Raw genomic sequence first — 18,333 nt, 5'->3', positions numbered from 1 at the left:
GTTTAAATTTCACAAAGGGATCATTTCGTCGCTTTTCACCCTGTCTCGCAGAACCTGCGCTTTCGACTGGTATCATGCCCGCGAAATCCCTATAATTGCCGCGTTTGACGCTCCGGCGTCGTCCTTCCTTAACATCCAGGTTAATCAGGTCGCTAAATTTATGACTGATAAGTCTCATCAGTGCGTCATTATAGGCATCGCCGGCGCATCGGCTTCAGGTAAAAGTCTTATTGCCAGTACGCTTTACCGCGAACTGCGTGAACAAGTTGGTGATGAGCATATCGGCGTCATTCCCGAAGACAGCTATTACAAAGATCAATCCCATCTGTCGATGGAAGAACGCGTAAAAACTAACTATGACCATCCTAATGCGATGGATCACAGCTTACTGTTCCAGCATTTAGAAGCACTTAAAAGCGGCCAGGCAATTGAACTTCCCGTCTATAGTTATGTAGAACATACCCGTACGCAGGAAACGATCCGTATCGAACCGAAGAAGGTCATTATCCTTGAAGGTATTTTGCTTCTGACCGACTCCCGTCTGCGTGAATCAATGAACTTCTCGATTTTCGTCGATACGCCGCTGGATATCTGCCTGATGCGCCGCATTAAGCGTGACGTGAATGAGCGTGGACGTTCAATGGATTCCGTGATGGCGCAATACCAGAAAACTGTCCGCCCGATGTTCCTGCAATTCATTGAACCATCCAAGCAATACGCCGATATCATCGTGCCTCGCGGCGGTAAAAACCGCATAGCCATTGATATCTTAAAAGCGAAAATCAGCCAGTTTTTTGAATAAGCCGCGCGAATTGTGTACCGTTCAGGGATAACCTGGTTTTGCCCTGAGTCTTTATGGCTTCAGGGTACGATGCATGAAAGGAGAAAGTGCGATGCGTCTTTGTGATCGCGATATTGAAGCCTGGCTGGATGAAGGCCGTCTGTCTATTACACCACGTCCACCCGTGGAGCGTATCAATGGTGTGACTGTTGATGTGCGCCTGGGAAATAAATTCCGCACCTTTAGCGGCCATACCGCACCGTTCATCGACCTTAGCGGGCCGAAGGATGAAGTCAGCGCCGCGCTTGATCGCGTGATGAGTGATGAAATCGTTATTGACGAGGGCGAAGCCTTTTATCTGCATCCGGGTGAACTGGCGCTGGCGGTGACCTATGAATCGGTGACGCTGCCTGCGGACCTGGTCGGCTGGCTCGATGGCCGTTCTTCTCTGGCGCGACTGGGGCTGATGGTTCACGTGACCGCGCACCGTATCGATCCAGGCTGGTCGGGCCGTATCGTGCTCGAGTTCTTCAATGCCGGTAAACTGCCTCTGGCACTGCGTCCAGGGATGATGATCGGTGCGCTGAGTTTTGAACCGCTAACCGGTCCGGCAGATCGTCCTTATAACCGCCGTCAGGACGCTAAATATCGCGACCAGCAGGGTGCGGTCGCGAGCCGTATTGATAAAGACTGATCGTTAGTCCACTGAGGATGCTATGAGAAGAGTTCTGACAACGCTGATGATTTTGCTGGTGGTTCTGGTTGCTGGCCTTTCGGCGTTAGTCCTGCTTGTTAACCCTAATGATTTCCGTGCTTACATGGTGCGGCAGGTCGAAGCGCGTAGTGGTTATCAACTGAAGCTTGATGGGCCGCTGCGCTGGCACGTCTGGCCGCAACTCAGCATTCTCTCAGGCCGCATGTCGTTAACCGCGCCGGGTGCCTCCCAGCCGCTGGTCTCTGCCGATAACATGCGTCTTGATGTGGCGTTGATCCCGCTCTTTTCACACCAGTTGCAGGTCGACCAGGTGATGCTGAAAGGGGCGGTGATTCAGCTGACTCCGCAAACTGAAGCCGTGCGTGACTCGGATGCACCGGTCGCCCCGCGGGAAAATACGCTGCCCGACGAGCCGACGGATACGGGCTGGTCATTTGATATAGCCAAACTGAAAGTCGCCGACAGCGTGCTGGTTTTCCAGCATGAGTCCGACGAGCAGGTAACCGTCCGTAACATCAACCTGAAGATGGAGCAGGACGCCCATCATATTGCCTCGCTGGAGTTTAGCGGAAGGCTGAACCGCGATCAGCGCGATCTGAATCTGTCGCTGAACGCCAACGTGAATGCCTCGGATTACCCCCATCAGCTCACGGCGGATATTCAGCAACTGAACTGGCAACTGATGGGAGCCGATCTTCCTGCCCAGGGGATCACCGGTCAGGGAACGCTGCAGGCCGTGTGGCGCGAAGAGCAAAAACAGCTTGAGCTGGATAACCTCAATCTGCAGGCGAACGACAGCAGTCTGACAGGGCAGGCGAGCGTCACGCTTGAGGAGAAGCCGAAGTGGGTAATGAATCTGCAGTTTGATAAGCTCAATCTGGAGAACTTACTTCCGCCTCAGCCAGCAGGTGCAACCGACGGTAACGCTGCTCAGAATGGGCAAAGCCAGCCGTCCAAGCCGCGTCCGGTCATCTCCTCGAGTCTTGATCAGCCAGACTATAACGGTCTGCGCGGATTCACGGCCGATATCTTACTGAAAGCTAACAGCCTGCGCTGGCGCGGTATCGATTTTACCGACGTGAGCAGCCAGATGTTTAACCATAACGGTTTGCTGGTGATCTCCGAACTGAGCGGCAAAATGGGCGCCGGACATCTTTCTCTGCCGGGCACGCTGGACGTGCGTAAAGAGACGGCCAGCGCAGAATTCCAGCCGCGTCTCGATAACGTTGAGATTGGTACCATCCTTAAAGCCTTTAATTACCCGGTCTCCTTAACGGGCCAATTGACGCTGGCGGGTGACTTCTCGGGGACGAAGATTGATGCTGAGGCTTTCCGCCGCGAATGGCAGGGGCAGGCTCATCTTGACCTGAAAGATTCCCGTATGGAAGGGCTTAACTTCCAGCAGCTGGTGCAGCAGGCGGTGGAGCGCAGCAGTGATGTTAAAGCCCAGGAAAACTACGACAGCGCAACCCGCCTCGACAGCTTTACCACTGACCTGACGCTGGACAACGGGCAGCTCACCCTCGACGGAATGCAGGGGACCTCTTCACTCCTGTCGTTAACCGGTGAAGGTAAGCTGGATCTGGTGAAAGAGACGGCGGATACCCGATTTAACGTGCGGGTACTTTCCGGCTGGCAGGGTGAAAGTAAACTGATCGACTTCCTTAAAGAGACGCCGGTTCCACTCACTGTCTATGGCAAATGGCAGGCGCTGAATTACAGCCTTCAGGTGGATCAGATCCTGCGCAAACATCTGCAGGACGAAGCGAAACGTCGTCTGAACGACTGGGCGGATCGGAATAAAGATTCACAGTCAGGGAAGGATGTGAAGAAGCTGTTAGATAAGCTTTGATGCCCGGGCGCCCGGTAGCGCACATGCTACCGGGCAAAACAACTCACTAAACCTCATAGTCCAGTTCTTCTTCATCCCGCAGTGGAATGAGCTGCACCTTCTGTACACGGTGGCTCTCAACCTGCAACGTTTTAAGCAGATAGTCGCCCACCTGAACCTCTTCTCCCGGTTGCGGGATACGCTGCAAATATTCCATCAGCAGACCGGCAATAGTGTGATACTCGCGTTTTTCATCAAGCGGTAGCGGCACATATTGCACCAGGTCTTCCAGCGGCATATGGCCGTTCGCCGTCCACGACCCGTCGGCATTTTTCTGGATGTCGTGGCGCGCATCAATCTCATCCACCTCGTTGGGCAAATTACCGGCGATGGTTTCCATGACGTCGCTGAGCGTGACCAGTCCTTCAACGGAACCGAATTCATCCACCACGAAGGCAAAGTGAGTGCGCGCATTACGGAACTGCTCAAGGGCAGAAAGCAGCTGCAGTCCTTCAGGGAAGACCAGCGGCTGGCGCACCAGGGCGCGCAGATTGAGTGCTTCACCGTGCAGCTGCTGTTGCAGCAGGTCGATGACGTGCACCACGCCAAGCAACTCCTCTTCCTCTTCACCACCGGTGACAACCACGCGGGTGTGCTGGTTTTTATCCAGCAGGGCGCGAATGTGCTCCTCCGGTGCCGTCAGGTCGATATGCTCGATGTCATGCCGTGATGTCATGATGCTGCTGACCGTCCGCTGATTAAGATTGAGCACCCGCTCAATCATCAGTCGCTCCTGCGGATTAAAGATCAGCCCGTCACTGTGATCGGCAAGCATCGCGGCGGATTCCGCATCCAGTTCTGCATCCTCTTTTTTCCCGCTCAGCAGGCGCATGACCGTGTCGGCCGTGCGTTGACGTAACGTCTGATTTGCTGAGAGGAAACGGCGACGGTTGAATATCGCCAACTGGTTCAGCGCTTCAATCATTACTGAGAAACCAATGGCGGCATACAGATAGCCTTTCGGAATGTGGAATCCAAACCCGTCCGCCACCAGGCTAAAGCCAATCATCAGCAGGAAACTCAGGCAGAGAATAACAATGGTCGGATGGCTGTTAACGAACCGGGTCAGGGCTTTACTTGCCATCACCATCAGCGTGATGGCAATGATCACTGCGGCCATCATCACGGCCAGGTGGTCAACCATCCCGACGGCGGTGATCACCGAGTCCAGTGAGAAGACGGCGTCCAGCACCACGATTTGCGCCACCACAGGCCAGAATTTTGCCCCGCGTCGCTGGGTCGGGTTTTCACTGTCTTTGCCTTCGAGCCGCTCATTGAGTTCAACCGTCGCTTTAAACAGCAGGAACAAGCCACCGAAGAGCATGATCAGGTCACGGGCGCTGAAGCTCAGGCCGTGAACGGAGAACAGAGGCTGTGTGAGCGTGACCAGCCAGGAGATAGAGGCCAGCAGCAGCAACCGCATTACCATCGCCAAAAGCAGGCCCGTTACGCGAGCGCGGTCACGCTGAGAAGGGGGCAGTTTTTCGGCGAGGATGGCGATAAAGACCAGATTATCAATACCGAGCACCAATTCGATGACAACCAGCGTCACCAGTCCGGCCCAGATTGATGGATCGGCAATCCATTCCATAGTAATAGCAATACCTTCTGTTATATGACGAATGTCACACTTCGATCATGGATAAAGCGGCGGGAAATTGCAATGCCGGGCTGAGATTTCTCTTAATAAGGCCGAACAAAAAGAGAGCAATACGCTGGCGCTGTAAATAAGGTAATTACGTATATTTTATTACGCACAGTACATTTTAGGATATATCGCAATTAATGGTTTTTATTGTTGCTTTGTCAATATAAAGAAAATCCTAAAAGGTCAAAACTTTGCTCTTAATATTAATCTTAAAAACAGTTATTAGGACAGTTGTCTCCTTGCCTGCTATTAGGTTAGCTGCAACAATTCCTCCAGCATCAAATGTTAAATCTCCTTGTTGCTATTATTGTTTCGGTCTTCAGGAATGGTTATTGATTATCCGTCGGGCGTTTTTGCGGCTGATATATTTCCAGAAGACCTTGTTCAAGAGGGTGTCTATCCATAACACATTGTTTAGTCAGTGGATTGGTAACTGAAAGCCAAGGGCGGTAGCGTGCCTGAAAGCGTGTGAATCAGCCTCGATTATTCTGTCAATAGCCAATGGATGAATAAGCTTTTTTTAGGACTGATGCCAGTTATATTTCTATTTGATTAACTGCATGCTGAAACCCAATACGACCCGGCTTATTTTAAATTGCACAGGATAATTACTCTGCCAAAGTGATAAATAATCAATGATGAAATCCAAAATGAAATTGATGCCATTATTGGTGTCTGTGACCTTGATGAGTGGTTGTACGGTCTTTCCCGGCAGCAATATGTCAACAATGGGTAAGGATGTGATCAAGCAGCAGGATGCCGATTTTGATCTCGACAAAATGGTGAATGTTTATCCACTCACGCCACGTCTGGTCGAACAATTACGCCCACGTCCGAATGTTGCTCAGCCGAATATGTCTCTGGATCAGGAGATTGCCTCCTACCAGTACCGCGTGGGGCCGGGTGATGTCATCAACGTCACCGTCTGGGACCACCCTGAACTGACCACACCAGCGGGCCAGTACCGTAGCTCAAGCGACACCGGTAACTGGGTACAGTCAGACGGCACCATGTTCTATCCCTATATTGGCAAGGTACACGTTGCCGGGAAAACGCTCGCCGAAATCCGCAGTGATATTACCGGCCGCTTAGCGCAGTACATCGCCGACCCGCAGGTGGACGTTAATATCGCCGCATTCCGCTCGCAAAAAGCCTATATCTCCGGACAGGTGAATAAATCCGGCCAACAGGCCATCACCAACGTACCGCTGACCGTTCTGGATGCCATTAACGCCGCCGGCGGTTTAACCGACGGTGCCGACTGGCGCAACGTGGTTCTGACGCACAACGGCAAAGAGCAGCGCATTTCGCTGCAGGCGCTGATGCAAAACGGTGACCTGACTCAGAACCGTCTGCTCTATCCGGGCGACATACTTTACGTACCGCGCAATGACGATCTGAAAGTGTTCGTGATGGGCGAAGTTAAGAAACAGAGCACCCTCAAAATGGACTTCAGCGGCATGACCCTGACCGAAGCGCTGGGTAATGCAGAGGGTATTGATCTGACCACCTCCAACGCCACCGGTATCTTCGTGATCCGTCCGCTGAAAGGTGAGGGCAGTGCGAAAGGCAAGATTGCCAACATCTACCAGCTGGATATGTCCGATGCGACGTCTCTGGTGATGGCAACGGAGTTCCGTCTCCAGCCATACGATGTGGTGTATGTCACCACCGCACCGGTTGCCCGCTGGAACCGTCTGATCAACCAGTTGCTGCCAACCATCAGTGGCGTTCGCTACATGACGGATACGGCGCGCGACATTCATACCTGGTAATCCGCGATGTTTAACAAAATTCTGGTGGTATGCGTGGGGAACATTTGCCGTTCCCCCACGGCTGAACGGCTGCTGAAACTCTACCAGCCCGAACTGACCGTTGAATCCGCAGGGCTGGGTGCGCTGGTCGGTAAAGGTGCCGATGAGCGCGCAACGAGCGTGGCCCGCGATCATAACCTTTCTCTCGACGGGCACATCGCCCGTCAGGTCACCGGCCGTATGTGCCGGGAGTATGACCTGATCCTGACGATGGAAAAACGCCATATCCATGCGCTGTGTGATATCGCACCGGAGATGCGCGGCAAGGTGATGCTGTTTGGTCACTGGGACAATGAACGCGAAATCCCCGATCCATATCGCAAAAGCCATGAGGCCTTCGAGGCGGTATACACCTTACTTGACCAGTCTGCCCGTCAGTGGGCGCAGGCACTGAAAGCTCAGCAGGGATAACAATGACAGAAAAAACAAAACCTTCTGCCGCCCCGACTTCGGGCAGTGATGAAATCGATATTGGTCGCCTGGTCGGCACCGTCGTAGAGGCAAAGTGGTGGGTGCTTGGGATCACCGCCGTGTTTGCCGCGGCGGCCGTCGTCTATACGCTGTTTGCGACGCCCATCTACAGTGCCGATGCGCTGGTGCAGATTGAGCAGAATACCGGTAACTCGCTGGTGCAGGACATTGGCTCCGCACTGGCGAACAAACCGCCGGCCTCCGATGCGGAAATTCAGCTGATCCAGTCGCGCCTGGTTCTGGGTAAAACCGTTCACGACCTCGGCCTTGATATCTCCGTCACTAAAAATACCTTCCCGATCTTTGGTGCCGGCTGGGACCGTCTGATGGGACGCAGCAACGACACGGTCAAAGTGACTGACTTTGTGCTGCCAAAAGGAAGCGCGGATCAGACCTTTACCCTGACGGTGTTAGGCCCGAAACAGTACCAGTTGACCAGCGATGCGGGCTTTAGCGCGCGCGGTGAGGTGGGGCAGATGCTGACGAAACAGGGTGTCAGCATGATGGTCAGCGCGATCCACGCCCAGGAGGGCGGTGAATTTACCGTGACCAAATTCTCCACGCTGGGAATGATTAACAATCTGCAGAACAACCTGACCGTCACTGAAAACGGCAAGGACACCGGTGTCCTGAGCATGACCTTTACCGGTGAAGATAAGGATCAGATCCGCGACATCCTCAACAGCATCACCCGTAACTATCTTGAGCAGAACGTTGAGCGTAAATCGGCTGAAGCAGCGAAAAGCCTGGCATTCCTCGCTAAACAGCTTCCGGAAGTCCGCGCCCGTCTGGATGATGCCGAGAACAAGCTGAACGCCTATCGTCAGGATAAAGACTCTGTCGACCTGCCGCTGGAAGCGAAATCCGTTCTCGACTCGATGGTTAACATTGATGCGCAGCTTAACGAGCTGACCTTCAAAGAGGCGGAAATTTCCAAGCTTTATACCAAGCGTCACCCGGCCTACCGTACGCTGCTTGAGAAACGCCGCACGCTGGAAGAAGAGAAGGCGAAACTCAACGATCGCGTCACTGCGATGCCTAAAACGCAGCAGGAAATCGTACGTCTGACCCGCGATGTGGAATCCGGACAGCAGGTGTACATGCAGCTGCTGAATAAACAGCAGGAGCTGAAAATTACCGAAGCCAGTACCGTTGGTGATGTGCGCATCGTTGACCCGGCCATCACCCAGCCAGGGGTGCTGAAGCCGAAGAAAGCCCTCATCATTCTCGGCAGCATTATTCTGGGTCTTATCCTCTCCATCGTTGGCGTGCTGCTTCGCTCGCTGTTCAACCGTGGAATCGAAAGCCCGCAGGCACTGGAAGAGAGCGGTATCAACGTCTACGCCAGCATCCCGCTGTCGGAGTGGCAAAAATCGCGTGACAGCGTCAAAACCACCAAAGGCGTTAAGCGTTACAAACAAAGCCAGCTGCTGGCCGTGGGTAACCCAACCGATCTGGCCATCGAAGCGATTCGTAGTCTGCGTACCAGTCTGCACTTCGCCATGATGCAGGCCAAAAACAACGTCCTGATGCTGACCGGTGTCAGCCCGTCAATTGGTAAGACCTTTGTCTGTGCCAACCTGGCGGCGGTGGTGAGCCAGACCAATAAACGGGTGCTGCTGATCGACTGTGATATGCGTAAGGGCTATACCCACGAACTGCTGGGTACCAATAACGTCAACGGGCTGTCGGAAATCCTGCTGGGCAAAGGTGAGATTAGCCAGAGTGCAAAACCGACGACGGTGCCGAAGTTTGACCTTATTCCGCGTGGTCAGGTGCCGCCAAATCCATCAGAGCTGCTGATGAGTGAACGTTTTAGCGAGCTGGTGGAGTGGGCGAGCAAAAACTATGACCTGGTGTTGATTGATACCCCACCAATTCTGGCGGTGACCGATGCCGCCATTGTGGGCCGCCATGCGGGCACCACGCTGATGGTGGCGCGTTACGCGGTGAACACGCTGAAGGAAGTGGAAACCAGCCTGAGCCGCTTCGAGCAAAACGGAATTGAAGTGAAAGGGGTGATCCTGAACTCCATCTTCCGTCGTGCGACCGGTTACCAGGACTACGGTTACTACGAGTACGAATACAAGTCTGACAGTCACTAATCGTTAGCTTTCGGGGAAGACCATGACTACACAACGCCCTTTAGTTTCTATTTATATGCCGACATGGAATCGTCAGCAGCTGGCGATCCGCGCAATAAAATCTGTGCTGCGACAGGATTACGATAACTGGGAACTGATCATCGTTGATGACTGTTCTTCCTCGTACGAACAGCTGCAAAAGTTTGTGACTGACCTTAACGACCCGCGCGTGGTTTACACGCACAACGAGATTAACTCCGGTGCGTGCGCGGTGCGTAACCAGGCGATTATGCAGGCTAAAGGACAGTATCTGACCGGCATCGACGACGATGACGAATGGACGCCGAACCGTCTGTCGATCTTCCTGTCGCACAAAGCACAGCTGGTGACGCATGCGTTTTTGTATGCCAACGACTATGTCTGTCAGGGTGAAGTTTACTCGCAGCCTGCCAGCCTGCCGTTGTACCCGAAATCGCCTTACTCACGCCGCCTGTTCTTTAAACGCAACATCATTGGTAATCAGGTCTTTACCTGGGCGTGGCGCTTTAAGGAGTGCCTGTTCGATACCGAGCTGAAGGCTGCGCAGGATTACGACATCTTCCTGCGCATGGTGATGGAGTATGGCGAGCCGTGGAAGGTGGAAGAGGCGACGCAGATCCTGCATATCAATCACGGGGAGATGCAAATCACCTCGTCGCCGAAGAAATTCTCTGGTTACTTCCACTTTTACCGCAAGCACAAGGACAAGTTCGACCGTGCCAGCCGGAAGTATCAGCTGTTTACCCTCTATCAGATCCGCAATAAGCGCATGAACTGGCGCACGCTGCTCACGTTGTTGTCCGTGCGTAACGGCAAGCGTCTGGCTGATGGACTTCGGGGGAAATAATGTTTCTGGAAGATTGCCGCGCTAACAGCTGGAGCCTGCGCCCGTGCTGCATGGTTCTGGCGTACCGCATCGCGCATTTTTGCTCGGTGTGGCGCAAGAAAAATGTTTTAAACAATCTCTGGGCAGCACCGGTGCTGGTGCTGTACCGCATCATTACTGAATGTTTTTTTGGTTATGAAATTCAGGCCGCTGCCACCATTGGTCGCCGTTTTACCATTCATCACGGTTATGCCGTGGTGATCAACAAATTCGTTGTAGCCGGTGATGATTTCACTATTCGCCACGCGGTCACCATCGGTAACCGTGGGCCCGACAGCCTGGCCTGCCCGGTGATTGGCAATAACGTCGAGCTGGGTGCGAACGTGGTCATCATTGGTGACATCACGATTGGTAACAACGTCACGATAGGCGCAGGGAGCGTGGTGCTGGACAGTATTCCGGATAACGCGCTGGTGGTGGGTGAGAAAGCCCGCGTGAAGGTGATCAAATGAACATTCTGCAATTTAACGTCCGTCTCGCAGAGGGCGGGGCGGCCGGTGTGGCGCTGGATCTTCACCAGCGCGCGCTGCAAAAAGGACTTCAGTCTCGTTTTATTTACGGTTATGGCAAAGGCGGTAAGAAAAGCGTCAGCCACGATAACTACCCGCAGGTGCATAAGCACACGCCGCGCCTGACTTCCGTGGCCAACATTGCCTTGTTCCGCCTGTTTAACCGCGATCTGTTTGGCAATCTTAATACCCTTTATCGCACTGTGACGCGCTCCCAGGGGCCGGTTGTGCTGCATTTCCACGTGCTTCACAGCTACTGGCTGAATCTGGAAGAGGTGGTGGCGTTTTGCCAGAAGGTGCAGGCCCACAAACCGGATACCCGCTTCGTCTGGACGCTGCACGATCACTGGAGCGTGACCGGTCGCTGCGCCTTTACCGACGGGTGTGAAGGCTGGAAAAGCGACTGCCAGAAGTGCCCAACGCTGAGCAACTATCCGCCGGTGAAAGTAGATCGTGCCCATCAGCTGGTGGCCGGAAAGCGCCAGCTGTTCCGCGACATGCTCTCGCTCGGCTGTACGTTTATCTCTCCAAGCCAGCACGTGGCCGATGCCTTTAACAGTCTGTATGGGGCAGGGCGCTGTCAGATCATCAATAACGGTATCGACGTGGCGACGGAAGCGATTCTGGCCGAACTTACCCCGGTTGCAGAAACCCCGGGTAAACCAAAAATCGCTATCGTTGCGCATGACCTGCGTTACGACGGCAAAACCAATCAGCAGCTGGTGCGCGACATGATGGCGCTGGGTGACAAGATTGAACTGCACACCTTCGGCAAGTTCTCGCCGTTCGAAGGGGCTAACGTGGTGAATCACGGGTTTGAAACCGACAAGCGCAAACTGATGAGCGCCCTCAATGGGATGGATGCGCTGGTATTCAGTTCGCGCGTGGATAACTACCCGCTGATCCTGTGCGAAGCGCTCTCCATCGGTGTGCCGGTGATTGCCACCCACAGCGATGCGGCACGTGAAGTGCTGGAAAAATCGGGCGGGACCACGTTTGCGGAGCATGAGGTGCTGCCTCTGGTGCAACTGTCGAAGGCGCAGATCGCGCAGGCCGTTTTTGGTACCGACCTGGAATCGTTCCGCAATCGCAGCCGCAAGGCCTACAGTGGACAACAGATGCTGGAGGAATATGTCTCGTTCTATCAGAGTCTGTAGTTATCTGCTGCTGCCGCTGATTTACCTGCTGGTCAACGTCAAAATTGCCCAGCTTGGCGAAAGCTTCCCGATAACCATAGTGACCTTCTTGCCCGTTCTGCTTCTGCTGTATGTCGACAAAATCAACCTCAAGAAGCTGATGATGGCCTTAGGGCTGGGCGTGGGTCTGACGCTATTTAACTACATCTTTGGTCAGTCTCTGGATGCCAGTAAATACGTCACCTCCACCATGCTGTTTGTTTATATCGTCATTATTATTGGCATGGTCTGGAGTATTCGTTTCAAGGTTATTTCGCCACACAATTATCGGAAAATCCTTAGGTTCTTTTATATTGCCGTTGCGTTAATTGTTATGCTTGCCGCACTGGAAATGGCGCAAATTATTTTGACCGGTGGCAGTAGCCTGATGGAGATAATTTCGAAATATCTCATTTACAGTAACAGCTATGTATTGAACTTCATCAAGTTTGGCGGAAAGCGTACGACAGCCCTCTATTTTGAACCGGCGTTTTTTGCTCTGGCACTAATCTCAATTTGGCTCAGCATCAAACAGTTTGGTATCAAAACCCCTAAGACCGATGCTATGATTCTTGCAGGAATTGTTCTGTCAGGATCGTTCTCAGGGGTAATGACATTTATCCTGTTTTACCTGCTGGAGTGGGCGTTCCAGTACCTGAACAAAGATGCGATTAAGAAAAAACTGCCGCTGGCGATTATCTCTCTGACAGTATTTATGGTTGGCGTGATATTTGCCTTCCCATACATCTCAGAACGTCTGGGAGATTTGGGGACCGAAGGCTCGTCATCCTATTATCGTATCATTGGTCCGCTGGTGATGGTGGGTTATTCCTTAACCCATATCGATGGTGTAGTAAGATTCGGCTCACTTTACGAATATGTTGCATCATTCGGAATCTTTAACGGTGCGGATGTTGGTAAAACCATAGACAATGGCCTGTATCTGTTAATTATCTATTTTTCGTGGTTCGCCGTACTGTTGACACTGTGGTATCTGTTTAAAGTTTTCAAAATGATGATTAACGCGTTTGGTGATAACCAGAACTTTCGCGTGCAGCTTTATCTGTTTACACCGGTGTCGTTGTTTTTTACCGGGTCAATATTTAGCCCGGAATATGCTTTCTTGATTGTCTGTCCGTTTATTCTGCGCAAAGCGCTTAATATTACGAACGTATGACGAAATGAGGTGATTTATGTTTCTTAGCGTCATTACTGTCGCTTTTCGTAATTACGAAGGGGTGGTAAAAACCTGGCGCTCGCTGCGCAACCTGGCGCGCGATCCAAGCCTCACCTTTGAGTGGATTGTGGTCGATGGCGGCTCGAACGATGGTACGGCGGAGTTTCTGGAAAAACTCAACGGTGAGTTCAACTTACGTTTCATCAGCGAGAAAGATAAAGGCATCTACGATGCGATGAATAAAGGCATCGACATGGCGCAAGGCCGTTATGCCATCTTCCTGAATTCCGGTGACGTATTCCATGAGGATGTGGCGTTATTTGCCCGTCAGCTGGCGCGCCAGAAAGAGGATGCGATGTACATTGGCGACGCGCTGCTCGATTTTGGCGATGGCCATAAAGTTTGCCGCAGTGCGAAACCCGGCTGGTATATCTACCACAGTTTGCCTGCCAGCCATCAGGCCATTTTCTTCCCGGTAAAAGGTCTGAAAAAACAGCCTTACGATCTGCAGTATAAAGTTTCTTCAGATTATGCGCTGACTGCCAGCCTGTATAAATCAGGTTACCCGTTCCGTCGAATTAAAGGGCTGGTATCTGAATTTTCAATGGGCGGCGTGTCAACGTCTAATAATCTGGAACTGTGCCAGGATGCCAGAAATGTGCAGCGTAAAATATTAGGCGTGCCGGGGTTCTGGGCGGAATTATCTTATTTATTACGTCTGCGTACCACGGGTAAAACGAAAACCTTATATAACAAAGCCTGAATATAAGGAAACGTAATGCAGGATCTTAAAGGTTTCTCCGTGCCGAAAGGCTTTCGGGGCGGGAGCGGTATTAAAGTGCAGTTGTGGTGGGCCGTACAGGCCACCTTATTTGCCTGGTCACCGCAAATACTGTACCGCTGGCGAGCTTTTTTATTGCGACTGTTTGGCGCGAAAATCGGAAAAAACGTAGTCATTCGCCCGTCGGTAAAAATTACCTACCCGTGGAAATTAACGCTTGGGGATTATGCGTGGGTAGGGGATGACGCGGTGTTATATACCCTTGGCGATATTACGATTGGTGCAAATTCGGTGGTTTCACAGAAGTGTTATTTGTGCACCGGCAGTCACGATTTTATGAGTCAGCATTTTGATATTACCGCCACTCCGATTGTGATTGGCGAAAAATGCTGGCTGGCGACAGATGTTTTTGTTGCACCTGGTGTTTCTGTTGGCGATGGCACGGTAGTCGGTGCCCGCAGCAGCGTTTTTAAATCGCTACCGGCAAATAAAATTTGCCGTGGCAACCCCGCAGTGGTGATACGCGAACGCGTTGAAACTGATTAAATTCATAAGTAGAGGAATATAAACATGTCTAAAGTCGCTCTCATCACCGGCGTTACCGGACAGGATGGTTCTTACCTGGCAGAACTGCTGCTGGAAAAAGGTTATGAAGTACACGGTATTAAGCGTCGTGCTTCTTCATTCAACACCGAACGTGTGGATCACATTTATCAGGATCCTCATGCGGCGAACCCGAAATTCCATCTGCACTACGGCGACCTGACCGATACTTCCAACCTGACCCGTATTCTGCAGGAAGTGCAGCCGGATGAAGTGTACAACCTGGGCGCGATGAGCCACGTTGCGGTCTCCTTCGAATCTCCGGAATACACCGCTGACGTTGACGCAATGGGTACGCTGCGTCTGCTGGAAGCGATTCGCTTCCTCGGCCTTGAGAAGAAAACCCGTTTCTACCAGGCATCCACCTCTGAGTTGTACGGTCTGGTGCAGGAAATTCCTCAGAAAGAGACTACCCCGTTCTACCCACGTTCTCCGTACGCCGTGGCGAAACTGTACGCGTACTGGATCACCGTGAACTACCGTGAATCCTACGGCATGTATGCCTGTAACGGCATTCTGTTCAACCACGAATCCCCACGTCGTGGTGAAACTTTCGTTACCCGTAAAATCACCCGCGCTATCGCTAACATCGCACAGGGTCTGGAATCTTGCCTGCACCTCGGCAACATGGATTCCCTGCGTGACTGGGGCCATGCCAAAGACTACGTAAAAATGCAGTGGATGATGCTGCAGCAGGAAAAACCAGAAGACTTCGTTATCGCAACCGGCGTGCAGTACTCCGTACGTCAGTTCGTTGAGATGGCTGCCGCTCAGCTGGGTATCAAACTGCGCTTCGAAGGTACCGGCGTGGAAGAGAAAGGCATCGTGGTTTCCGTAACCGGCCATGACGCACCGGGCGTGAAACCGGGCGACGTGATTGTACAGGTTGACCCACGTTACTTCCGTCCTGCTGAAGTGGAAACCCTGCTGGGCGACCCAACCAAAGCACACGAAACACTGGGCTGGAAACCTGAAACGACTCTGCAGGAGATGGTTTCCGAGATGGTTGCCAAAGATCTTGAAGCAGCGAAAAAACACTCCCTGCTCAAGTCACATGGCTACGAGGTTGCCATCGCGCTGGAGTCCTGAGAATGACAAAACAACGTATTTTTGTCGCGGGTCATCGCGGAATGGTGGGTTCCGCGATTGTTCGCCAGCTTGAACAGCGCGGTGATGTCGACGTGATTGTCCGTACCCGCGACGAGCTGAACCTGCTCGACAGCAAAGCGGTACAGGACTTCTTCGCCAGTGAACGTATTGACCAGGTGTATCTGGCGGCGGCGAAAGTGGGCGGCATTGTTGCCAACAACACGTATCCGGCGGATTTCATCTACGAGAACATGATGATTGAGAGCAACATCATTCACGCAGCGCATCTGCACAACGTGAATAAGCTGTTGTTCCTCGGCTCATCCTGTATCTACCCGAAAATGGCGAAGCAGCCGATCGCTGAGAGCGAACTGCTGCAGGGAACGCTGGAAGCAACCAACGAGCCGTATGCGATTGCCAAGATTGCCGGGATCAAGCTGTGCGAATCTTACAACCGTCAGTATAACCGCGACTATCGTTCGGTGATGCCGACCAACCTGTACGGACCGCATGACAACTTCCACCCGAGCAATTCGCACGTGATCCCGGCGCTGCTGCGTCGTTTCCACGAGGCAACGGCCGAAAATGCACCGGATGTGGTGGTGTGGGGCAGCGGTACGCCAATGCGTGAATTCCTGCATGTGGATGACATGGCGGCTGCCAGCATCCACGTAATGGAGCTGGATCGTGAGGTGTGGCAGGAAAACACCGAACCGATGCTGTCGCACATTAACGTCGGTACTGGCGTGGATTGCACCATTCGTGAGCTGGCGCAAACCATCGCGCAGGTGGTGGGTTACAAAGGCCGCGTGGTCTTTGACGCCACCAAACCGGACGGCACGCCGCGCAAACTGCTGGACGTGACCCGTCTGCATCAGCTGGGCTGGTATCACGAGGTATCACTGGAGCAGGGGCTGGCAAGCACCTACCAGTGGTTCCTTGAAAACCAGCACCGCTTCCGGGGGTAATGATGTTTTTAAGTCAGGAAGATTTTGCCACGGTAGTGCGTTCCACTCCGCTCATCTCAATTGATTTGGTGGTGGAAAACGAACGCGGCGAGTTCTTGCTGGGAAAACGAACCAACCGTCCTGCACAGGGCTTTTGGTTCGTGCCCGGCGGGCGCGTGCAGAAGGATGAGACGCTGGAAAATGCTTTTGAGCGTCTCACTCTGGCGGAACTGGGCCTGCAACTGCCGATGGCGGCAGGCCAGTTTTACGGGGTCTGGCAGCACTTCTATGACGATAACTTTTCGGGCACCGGTTTCACCACGCACTATGTGGTGCTCGGTTTTCGCCTGAAGGTGAGTGAGGCAGACCTGCGTCTGCCTGATTCTCAGCATGACGACTACCGCTGGCAGACGCCAGAGGCGTTGCTGGCCAGTGACAATGTGCATGACAACAGTCGTGCCTATTTCCTGGCCGATCGTCAGTCCGGAGTGCCGGGCTTATGAAAATTCTGGTGTACGGAATCAACTATTCGCCGGAGTTAACCGGAATCGGTAAATACACCGGCGAAATGGTCGAGTGGATGGCGAGCCAGGGACATGACGTGCGGGTCATTACCGCGCCGCCATACTACCCGGAATGGAAAGTAGGTGAGCGCTATTCAGGCTGGCGCTACCGTCGCGAAGAGGGTGCCGCGACCGTCTGGCGTTGTCCGCTGTACGTGCCGAAACAGCCCTCAACGCTGAAGCGGTTACTTCATCTGGGCAGCTTTGCCCTGAGCAGTTTCTTCCCGCTGATGGCGCAACGTCGCTGGAAGCCGGATCGCATTATCGGTGTGGTGCCAACGCTGTTCTGCACCCCAGGCATGCGCCTGCTGGGCAAACTCTCCGGCGCGCGCACGTTGCTTCACATTCAGGATTATGAAGTGGACGCCATGCTCGGCCTGGGAATGGCCGGCAAAGGTAAGAGCGGGAAGGTGGCGAAACTCGCCAGCGCCTTCGAGCGCAGCGGCCTGCATAACGTGGATTATGTCTCGACCATCTCGCGCTCAATGATGAACAAAGCGCAGGAGAAGGGCGTACCGGCGGAAAAAGTGATCTTTTTCCCCAACTGGTCTGAAGTGGCGCGTTTTCGCGACGTGACAGACAGTGACGCTCAGGCGCTACGCGCTCAGCTCGGTTTGCCTGACGACCAAAAAATCATTCTTTACTCAGGCAACATCGGCGAGAAGCAGGGGCTGGAGAGCGTCATCGACGCCGCACAGCAACTGAGCCATCAACCCTGGATGTTTGTCATCGTCGGGCAGGGCGGCGGAAAAGCGCGACTGGAAAAAATGGCCAACGAACGCGGCCTGATGAACGTGAAATTTTTCCCGCTTCAGTCTTACGAGGCACTGCCTGCGTTGCTGAAGATGGGCGACTGCCATCTGGTAGTACAAAAGCGCGGCGCGGCAGACGCGGTGCTGCCGTCCAAGCTGACCAACATTCTGGCAGTGGGCGGTAACGCGGTGATCACGGCGGAAGCCGAAACAGAATTAGGCCAGCTGTGCGACAGCTATCCGGGGATCGCCGTTTGCGTGGAACCGGAATCGGTCCCGGCGCTGGTCACTGGCATTGAACGGGCACTTGCCATGCCAAAAACGAACACGGTGGCACGTGAATATGCCGAACGCACGCTCGAGAAAGAGAACGTGCTGAGCCAATTTATTGCAGATATACGGGGATAA

The 18,333-nt window shown here is 53.2% G+C and carries 17 protein-coding genes; 16 read left to right on the top strand and 1 reads right to left on the bottom strand.

Annotation, left to right across the window (positions count from 1 at the left end; translation table 11 throughout):
- Positions 1 to 160: 160 nt before the first annotated feature.
- The 3 genes from udk (at position 161) to asmA (ending at position 3,348) form a co-directional block, all read left to right on the top strand.
- Positions 161 to 802 (top strand): uridine kinase, encoded by a 642-nt coding sequence (gene udk, locus QMG44_RS10925; RefSeq protein ID WP_020883256.1) that lies wholly within the window; start codon positions 161 to 163, stop codon positions 800 to 802.
- A 91-nt stretch (positions 803 to 893) separates the two neighbouring features.
- Entirely contained in the window at positions 894 to 1,475 is a 582-nt protein-coding gene (gene dcd / locus QMG44_RS10920; RefSeq protein WP_020883257.1) for a dCTP deaminase, read from the top strand.
- A gap of 22 nt (positions 1,476 to 1,497) precedes the next feature.
- Positions 1,498 to 3,348: an outer membrane assembly protein AsmA gene (gene asmA / locus QMG44_RS10915; protein ID WP_086532308.1), complete on the top strand. Its 1,851-nt coding sequence runs from the start codon at positions 1,498 to 1,500 to the stop codon at positions 3,346 to 3,348.
- 46 nt (positions 3,349 to 3,394) lie between these two features.
- On the opposite strand, the gene QMG44_RS10910 is transcribed toward asmA, so the two are convergent.
- Positions 3,395 to 4,978: a TerC family protein gene (locus QMG44_RS10910; protein ID WP_020883259.1), complete on the bottom strand. Its 1,584-nt coding sequence runs from the start codon at positions 4,976 to 4,978 to the stop codon at positions 3,395 to 3,397.
- Positions 4,979 to 5,670: 692 nt separating this feature from the next.
- Between QMG44_RS10910 and QMG44_RS10905 the strand changes: the two genes are divergently transcribed.
- From QMG44_RS10905 to wcaI, 13 genes are read left to right on the top strand one after another with little or no spacing between them, the layout of a single operon-like run.
- Positions 5,671 to 6,810 (top strand): polysaccharide export protein, encoded by a 1,140-nt coding sequence (locus tag QMG44_RS10905; RefSeq protein WP_014170829.1) that lies wholly within the window; start codon positions 5,671 to 5,673, stop codon positions 6,808 to 6,810.
- A 6-nt stretch (positions 6,811 to 6,816) separates the two neighbouring features.
- Positions 6,817 to 7,260, top strand: coding sequence for a low molecular weight protein-tyrosine-phosphatase Wzb (wzb, locus tag QMG44_RS10900; protein ID WP_014170828.1), 444 nt, complete (start codon positions 6,817 to 6,819; stop codon positions 7,258 to 7,260).
- A 2-nt stretch (positions 7,261 to 7,262) separates the two neighbouring features.
- A complete protein-coding gene (gene wzc / locus QMG44_RS10895; protein ID WP_020883260.1) occupies positions 7,263 to 9,425 on the top strand; it encodes a tyrosine-protein kinase Wzc in 2,163 nt (720 codons plus the stop codon).
- 22 nt (positions 9,426 to 9,447) lie between these two features.
- Positions 9,448 to 10,290 (top strand): colanic acid biosynthesis glycosyltransferase WcaA, encoded by an 843-nt coding sequence (wcaA, locus tag QMG44_RS10890; RefSeq protein WP_032680629.1) that lies wholly within the window; start codon positions 9,448 to 9,450, stop codon positions 10,288 to 10,290.
- Entirely contained in the window at positions 10,290 to 10,781 is a 492-nt protein-coding gene (wcaB, locus tag QMG44_RS10885) for a colanic acid biosynthesis acetyltransferase WcaB (protein ID WP_014170825.1), read from the top strand. Before wcaA ends, wcaB begins: the two co-directional genes overlap by 1 nt.
- Positions 10,778 to 11,995, top strand: a complete 1,218-nt coding sequence (gene wcaC, locus QMG44_RS10880; RefSeq protein ID WP_078774590.1) for a colanic acid biosynthesis glycosyltransferase WcaC — start codon at positions 10,778 to 10,780, stop codon at positions 11,993 to 11,995. Before wcaB ends, wcaC begins: the two co-directional genes overlap by 4 nt.
- Positions 11,970 to 13,190, top strand: coding sequence for a colanic acid polymerase WcaD (wcaD, locus tag QMG44_RS10875; RefSeq protein ID WP_020883262.1), 1,221 nt, complete (start codon positions 11,970 to 11,972; stop codon positions 13,188 to 13,190). Before wcaC ends, wcaD begins: the two co-directional genes overlap by 26 nt.
- 16 nt (positions 13,191 to 13,206) lie before the next feature.
- Positions 13,207 to 13,953: a colanic acid biosynthesis glycosyltransferase WcaE gene (gene wcaE, locus QMG44_RS10870; RefSeq protein ID WP_014170821.1), complete on the top strand. Its 747-nt coding sequence runs from the start codon at positions 13,207 to 13,209 to the stop codon at positions 13,951 to 13,953.
- Positions 13,954 to 13,968: 15 nt separating this feature from the next.
- Positions 13,969 to 14,517 carry a colanic acid biosynthesis acetyltransferase WcaF gene (wcaF, locus tag QMG44_RS10865; protein ID WP_020883264.1) on the top strand — a complete coding sequence of 183 codons (549 nt, stop codon included), beginning with the start codon at positions 13,969 to 13,971 and terminating at the stop codon, positions 14,515 to 14,517.
- 24 nt (positions 14,518 to 14,541) lie between these two features.
- Positions 14,542 to 15,663, top strand: a complete 1,122-nt coding sequence (gene gmd, locus QMG44_RS10860; protein WP_014170819.1) for a GDP-mannose 4,6-dehydratase — start codon at positions 14,542 to 14,544, stop codon at positions 15,661 to 15,663.
- Positions 15,664 to 15,665: 2 nt separating this feature from the next.
- Positions 15,666 to 16,631, top strand: a complete 966-nt coding sequence (locus tag QMG44_RS10855; RefSeq protein WP_014170818.1) for a GDP-L-fucose synthase — start codon at positions 15,666 to 15,668, stop codon at positions 16,629 to 16,631.
- A gap of 2 nt (positions 16,632 to 16,633) precedes the next feature.
- The gene (locus QMG44_RS10850; protein WP_072126435.1) at positions 16,634 to 17,113 is read left to right on the top strand and encodes a GDP-mannose mannosyl hydrolase; all 480 of its coding nucleotides are present in this window, start codon (positions 16,634 to 16,636) and stop codon (positions 17,111 to 17,113) included.
- Positions 17,110 to 18,333: a colanic acid biosynthesis fucosyltransferase WcaI gene (gene wcaI / locus QMG44_RS10845; RefSeq protein ID WP_086532309.1), complete on the top strand. Its 1,224-nt coding sequence runs from the start codon at positions 17,110 to 17,112 to the stop codon at positions 18,331 to 18,333. The genes QMG44_RS10850 and wcaI overlap by 4 nt, the downstream gene beginning before the upstream one ends.

This window comes from Enterobacter sp. 200527-13 (assembly GCF_027924865.1).
Taxonomy (GTDB): domain Bacteria; phylum Pseudomonadota; class Gammaproteobacteria; order Enterobacterales; family Enterobacteriaceae; genus Enterobacter; species Enterobacter ludwigii.
The sequence above is the reverse complement of the archived record's forward strand: the minus strand, read 5'-3'. Positions and strand labels throughout refer to the sequence as shown.